Raw genomic sequence first — 6,265 nt, forward strand, 5'->3', positions numbered from 1 at the left:
ATCGTACCTCCGGAAAGAAAAAAAGCGCTTTCGGCAGGAATTAAAACATTGTCTTGGGTATAGTCGTTTACGTAGTACGATTTTGTATTTGTGTCGAGATTTTCTTTCCCGTAATTTATCATACACATGATATCATCAAATTTATACACCCTCCCTTTTTGGGTGATTATTTCCGCTCCGTATTTACCATCGGCAATATTCATTTTACAGAAATCACAACTGTCCACGTTTAATTTCAGAGGAACTGCTTCGGTTTTAGCGCAAGACAAAAAAGACAAGGACAGCATAAAAAGTAAAACGGCGGCTGATTTGGGTTTTCTCAATTTTTGCAACAAATGGCTTTCCTTTACAACAAGCAAGAAAAGTAAAAAACCCGAAACGATTAGCATCCATCCACCGATATCAGGAACGGAATAGGCTCCAAAATTCAGCAATTGTTTGTATCCCAATAGAGGCGGCTGATAGGACATTCCGGGAACTTTAATGGCCGCATTAGGATCAAGATTGTGCCCATATTCATAATTCCATCTATAAAAATCCACGGCTGCCAAAATTCCAAACAGAATAAAAGACGTAAACAAGGCATAGAGTCCTTTTTTTTTGGCTACCAGTGCCACCGTCAAAGCACACAAACCAAAAAATCCAATAATGTAGGGCAATATGGTGAACTCTATAAAATCTTCTTTGTGCAATGTTTTCATGCCTATGTAGTGATTTAATCCGTTGATGATATCAACATCCCCACCAATTTTGTTAGCATGCAGTTGTAACAATAACCCTTCGGGATATTGGGGTGCCGTTAATTCTATTCTCCACATGGGAACAAAAATAGAGGCTATTAATAAGACCATCACCAACAAAAGTGTAGCTTTTGAAAGCGTTGAAATTTTTGAATTATTCATGGTTGATTTTTTTAAAAAAAAGGGAACAAATTGATTATTTGTTCCCTTTTTGAATTTTAAGTTATTATTATTTAGCGGGCATATTGGTTCCCAAGCTAAAAGTAATAGGGACATTGCTTCCTGCCGGAGATACTCTTACATATCCTTGCATTTCCTGGTGAAGTGCACTGCAGAAATCGGTACAATAGAATGGAACAATTCCCACTCTATCCGGAATCCATTTTAAGGTGGACGTTTCGCCCGGCATGATCAGCAATTCTGCGTTTTTATTAGCTTTTACGGCAAATCCATGCGGCACATCCCAATCTTGTTCTAAGTTTGTGACGTGGAAATAGACTTCATCTCCAATTTTTATACCTTCAATATTATCAGGTGAGAAGTGAGAACGCATTGAGGTCATGTAGACATCGACTCTATTTCCTTTTCTTACTACTTTTGCTTCTTTCTCTCCCTTGGTTGCGTAAGGGTGATTATTACCCTCAATTTTGTAGAATTTTAACTGTCCGTTATTTCTAACTATATCCGCCGGTACCGCTTGAGCATAATGCGGCTCACCAATGGTTGGAAAATCCAAAAGAAGCTTCATTTTTTCACCACTGATATCAAACAACTGGGCGCTTTGCGTAAGTTCAGGTCCTGTTGGCAAGTACCTATCCTTCGTTATTTTGTTATAGGCAATCAAATATTTCCCGAAAGGTTTTTGGCTATCTCCACCTGGGATACAAAGGTGTCCCGGAGAATAATAGGTAGGTTGTCTGTCTATCACTTTTAATGATTTTAGATTCCATTTTACTATTTCAGAAGAAACGAACATTGTAGTGTAAGCGTTTCCTTTTTCATCAAATTCCGTATGCAATGGGCCTAAACCTGGTTTTTTGACCTCTCCATGTAACGCAGCTTCATATTTAATAACCGGAATTCCCTGAAACTCCCCATCAAATTGTTTTTTTGCAATAGCATCTTGAATTTTGGTGAAGCTAAATACCGGGATTAAAGCGGCCAATTTTCCACTACCGACAATATATTCTCCCGTGGGATCTACATCACAACCGTGAGGGGATTTCGGGCAAGGAATGAAATAACAAAGGTCTTTAAATTCTTTAGAATCCAGAATCAATACTTTTGTTTTAATTTCAGACTTTGCCGTGTGCGTTTTTTCATCCCATGTATTATGGGCATATTTAGTATCGACTAATTTTCCTTTACCGGCTTTGACATATTCTTCCGCTTTTTTCCAGTTCAACGCCATGATGAAATCCTTGTCTTTTTGAGAAGCGTTCACTTCTAACAAAGTATTCGCTTGCTCAGAATTGTAACAGGAAAAGAAAAACCAACCTGAAGACTTTCCTTTACCGGAATGGCTCAAGTCAAAATTAATCCCTGGAGTTTCAATTTGGAACGCGATATCCATTTCACCTTCTTTTCCAACCTTAACAAAACTAATATGCGTTTTGAAATTTTGTTTGAAAGTATTAATTGGAACGTCACCGTTAGCATTGTCTGGCGGAACACTAAATCGGGTTCCGGCAATCACATATTCAGTATTCTCTGTGATAAAGGGTGAAGGGTGATTTCCCGCACTATTAGGCAACTCGATAATTTCTACCGTTTTGAATGTTTTCAAATCAACACGGGCGATTCTGGGCGTATTGTGTCCATTGGCAAAAATCCAACGGCCGTCAATTACACCGTTAGTTTGGGACATATTCAAATGGTGTTGATCATCCCAAGGAATAAACCCATGAGAGGTATTCAACATTGGCTTCGTTTCTTCGCTAAAACCATAACCACTTTCAGGATCTACCGAAAAAATCGGAATCACCTTTAACAGCCTTCCGCTGGGCAGCCCATAAACACTCATTTGACCGTTAAAACCACCCGACACAAAATTATAGAACTCATCGTATTTTCCGGGCGCGACATATGTTTTTTGCGCCGCGTCGCCACTTACCACATCTTCGGAAGTTTTCGGCTTACAAGACCATAAAAAAGAGGTTAGCAAAACAATGGCAAAAGTTACTTTTACAAATTTATTTTTCATAATATTTATATATGTTAAACTTAGTTTTAAAAACTATTTCACACCGTCATTTTTACGCATGAATTCGAGCAAGCTTCTTGCGTCAGCATCTGCAAGGGATTGATTTGGCATACGAACCAAACAGATTTCCAGTTGAGCCTGCAACTTCGGATCTTTGTTGATCATCGGGTCCGGGTTAGTGATAAAATTCATGATCCAAGCCGGTTCGTGACGGGATGTAACCCCTTTCCATCCTGGCCCAACCAGTTTTTCGTCTGTCAATTTGTGACAAGAAGTGCATTTTACACTCGCAATGCTTTCTCCCTTAGCGGCCATTGCCTGGTCTAATGTAGCTCCTAACTCTACTGTTGTGTATTTTCCTTCGCCTCGTTTCGGATCATAAGTTGAAGCATCTACAGTCTCGGCGGCCGGCATTCCTTCCTCTGAAGAAGTACTTGGCGAAAAATCTTCGTTTGATTTCTTTTTGTCACCACAAGAAGTTAACATTAAAAATGCTACTATAAAAAAAGATAATTTGTACATAATATTTTGGTTTTAAATTTCTTATACAAATTTGCGAATACATTAAGTGATTAAATATGATTGCAGTCATACTAAAACCCATTTTTTAATCTTACCTCTTATGTTTAAGTGATATTGTAAACTTTTGTTAAGGATTAAACCTTTAGGACACTTCAAGGTCTTATACCTATAACTTTAAAACAATAAATAATGAAAAAAATAATTATCGCCGCTTTATTGGTTGTTGGAATGACAGGCTTTGCGCAAGAAAGAGATAAAATGGAAAGAAGGCAGCATGGAAATGACATGGAAAAATTCACTCCTGAACAACGAAATGAGTTGATGCTGAAAAAAATGACATTGGAATTGGATTTGTCAGCAAAACAACAAGCTCAAATGACGAGTATCATTGCAGAGAAAAGTGCTAAACGTCAGGCAATGATGAAGGCCCGAAAAGAAAACACGGAAAAACCGACAAGAGATGAACGTTTTGCCATGAAAAGTAAAATGCTGGACGAGCAAATTGCGATGAAAGCTAAAATGAAAAACATACTATCGGCAGAGCAATATGAAAAGTGGGATGCTATGAAAGCCAAACATGAAAAAAGAAGATCGCACAGAATGCACGAAAGAAGAAGCGATAAAATGAATCCCAAAAAAGAGATGCAGAAATAAAAAAAAAACTTCCGGTGAAAGCCGGAAGTTTTTTTGTTCTAAAAAGTTTTAGAAACTTTGTCTATCGCTTGAATGGTAAAATCCAAATCTTCATAAGAAAGAGCATCTGTTATAAACCAAGTTTCATATGCTGATGGCGCAATGTAAATTCCTTCTTTCAATAATCCATGGAAGAATTTTTTGAAGGTTTCGTTGTCTCCGTTCCCTGCTGACTTAAGGTCAACTACTGGAGCAGCATCAAAATGTACGGAAATCATCGAACCTATTCTGTTGATTGTAAAAACAACATTATTTGCTTTCAAAACCTTTTCAATCCCTTCATGCAGGTAAGCTGTCTTATCAGCCAATCGCTGAAAAATGGCAGCGTCATTATCTAATGTTTGTAGCATTGCCAATCCAGCGGCCATAGCCAAAGGGTTTCCTGACAAAGTTCCCGCTTGGTAAACTGGCCCAAGTGGCGCCAAATAATTCATTATCTCGGCACGCGCGGCAAAAGCCCCTACAGGTAAGCCTCCACCTATCACTTTTCCGAAACAAACGATATCTGCGTCAACACCCAATAATTCCTGAACTCCGCCTCTCGCCAAGCGAAATCCTGTCATAACCTCATCGAAAATGAGCAGTATACCGTTATCCGTACAAAGTTGTCTTAATCCTTCCAAGAAACCTTTGTTTGGCGGAATACAACCCATGTTCCCCGCAACGGGCTCTACAATTATGGCTGCAATTTCGTTTTTATTGGCATCGATTAAAGCCCTTACATTATCTAAATCATTGTAAGTGGCCAACAAAGTGTCTTTGGCTGTTCCTTCAGTTACTCCCGGACTATTTGGCGAACCAAAAGTAATGGCGCCGCTTCCGGCCTGAATCAAAAATGAATCGGAATGACCGTGGTAACAACCTGCAAATTTTATTATTTTGTCTTTTTTGGTGAATCCTCGAGCCAATCTTACGGCACTCATACAAGCTTCAGTACCTGAATTGACAAACCTGATTTTATCAATGTTTGGCACCATAGAAACCGCCAAAGCGGCAATTTGAGTCTCTAACTCCGTTGGCATTCCGAAAGAAGTTCCTAGTTTTGCCTTTTCTATCACAGCCTCAACGACAGGTTCAAAGGCATGGCCCAAAATCATTGGCCCCCAAGAATTGATGTAATCTATTAGTCGGTTTCCATCTTCATCATAAAGATAGGCACCTTTGGCACGTTGTACAAAAATGGGAGTTCCCCCTACTGCTTTGAATGCTCTAACCGGCGAATTTACGCCGCCTGGAATTACCTTTTCCGCTTCAGCAAAAAGCTGACTACTTCTTTTATATAACATGTATAATTTTTGGTGTTTTATTTTTGATAACTGAATGATTTCCTGCTTTCTTAATTTACGATCAGTCTTTGCCCAATGGAAAGTGTGTTAGCCGAAAGCTTATTCTTCTTCTTTAACTGATCAACCACTACATTAAATTTTCTTGAAATGGAGTATAGAGTATCTCCTTTTTGAACCACATATATGTCCCCGTTATAACTATCAACGCTAACTATTCTTACAGCTTGGGGTTGGTTGTCAACAGGTGTATAGTTCGTCCCCAAAACCTGGGAATCAAATCGACCCAAATCGTACCTTTGAATGTATGATATCAATTTCTGGGGATATCTTGGGTCGGTGGCATAACCGGCACTTCTCAGTCCCTTCGCCCAAGCCTCGTAATCGTCTTTTGGCAAGGAGAACAATCTGGAATACCTGCCTCTTCCGGTTAGGAATAAAGCGTGATCATTAAAAGATTCGGATGGATCATTATATTTTCTAAAACATTCTTGTTTGGCGTCATCGTCGTGTCTTACACTTTCGCCTGTCCAATCGTGGCATTTTATCCCAAAATGATTGTTGGCTCTATTTGCCAAATCGCCTTTTCCTGCTCCAGATTCCAATATCCCTTGGGCCAAAATGATACTTGCGGGAATACCATAATTTTTCATGTTACCCATGGCGACATCTTTATATTGGGCAATATAATTAGCCACTATGTCATTTGAAACGACGGTTCTTGAAGTTGATTCAATTACTTCCTCCTCCTCCTCTTTCTTCTGCTCTACTATTGCAGACTTTTTTACGATTGGTTTCGCGACGCTGGTCTTTTTGACTGATCT

The 6,265-nt window shown here is 39.1% G+C and carries 6 protein-coding genes; 1 reads left to right on the forward strand and 5 read right to left on the reverse strand.

The genetic code is table 11. The features are described 5' to 3' along the window. From VIH09_RS03680 to VIH09_RS03690, 3 genes are all read right to left on the reverse strand, one after another. The coding region (locus tag VIH09_RS03680) for a nitrous oxide reductase accessory protein NosL (protein WP_331578003.1) at nucleotides 1-902 on the reverse strand (902 nt) is incomplete at its 3' end. A gap of 67 nt (nucleotides 903-969) precedes the next feature. After that, nucleotides 970-2,943 carry a Sec-dependent nitrous-oxide reductase gene (gene nosZ / locus VIH09_RS03685; RefSeq protein WP_331578005.1) on the reverse strand — a complete coding sequence of 658 codons (1,974 nt, stop codon included), beginning with the start codon at nucleotides 2,941-2,943 and terminating at the stop codon, nucleotides 970-972. A 33-nt stretch (nucleotides 2,944-2,976) separates the two neighbouring features. After that, nucleotides 2,977-3,465, reverse strand: a complete 489-nt coding sequence (locus VIH09_RS03690) for a c-type cytochrome (RefSeq protein WP_331578007.1) — start codon at nucleotides 3,463-3,465, stop codon at nucleotides 2,977-2,979. 189 nt (nucleotides 3,466-3,654) lie between these two features. Here VIH09_RS03690 and VIH09_RS03695 point away from each other — a divergent pair, with 189 nt between their 5' ends. Next, the gene (locus VIH09_RS03695) at nucleotides 3,655-4,119 is read left to right on the forward strand and encodes a hypothetical protein (protein ID WP_331578009.1); all 465 of its coding nucleotides are present in this window, start codon (nucleotides 3,655-3,657) and stop codon (nucleotides 4,117-4,119) included. Between the two features lie 38 nt (nucleotides 4,120-4,157). Here the strand turns inward: VIH09_RS03695 and hemL are convergent, their stop codons facing one another. Beyond that, nucleotides 4,158-5,444: a glutamate-1-semialdehyde 2,1-aminomutase gene (hemL, locus tag VIH09_RS03700; RefSeq protein ID WP_331578011.1), complete on the reverse strand. Its 1,287-nt coding sequence runs from the start codon at nucleotides 5,442-5,444 to the stop codon at nucleotides 4,158-4,160. A gap of 50 nt (nucleotides 5,445-5,494) precedes the next feature. Further along, nucleotides 5,495-6,265 (reverse strand): glucosaminidase domain-containing protein (locus VIH09_RS03705; protein WP_331578013.1); only part of this gene is annotated, 771 nt, incomplete at its 5' end.

It is taken from the genome of Flavobacterium sp. (assembly GCF_036515215.1).
Taxonomy (GTDB): domain Bacteria; phylum Bacteroidota; class Bacteroidia; order Flavobacteriales; family Flavobacteriaceae; genus Flavobacterium.

Coding starts and splice junctions, on each gene's coding strand:
- hemL (WP_331578011.1), bottom strand. CDS start 5,444: ATGTTATATAAAAGAAGTAGTCAGCTTTTTGCTGAAGCGGAAAAGGTA.
- nosZ (WP_331578005.1), bottom strand. CDS start 2,943: ATGAAAAATAAATTTGTAAAAGTAACTTTTGCCATTGTTTTGCTAACC.
- VIH09_RS03690 (WP_331578007.1), bottom strand. CDS start 3,465: ATGTACAAATTATCTTTTTTTATAGTAGCATTTTTAATGTTAACTTCT.
- VIH09_RS03695 (WP_331578009.1), top strand. CDS start 3,655: ATGAAAAAAATAATTATCGCCGCTTTATTGGTTGTTGGAATGACAGGC.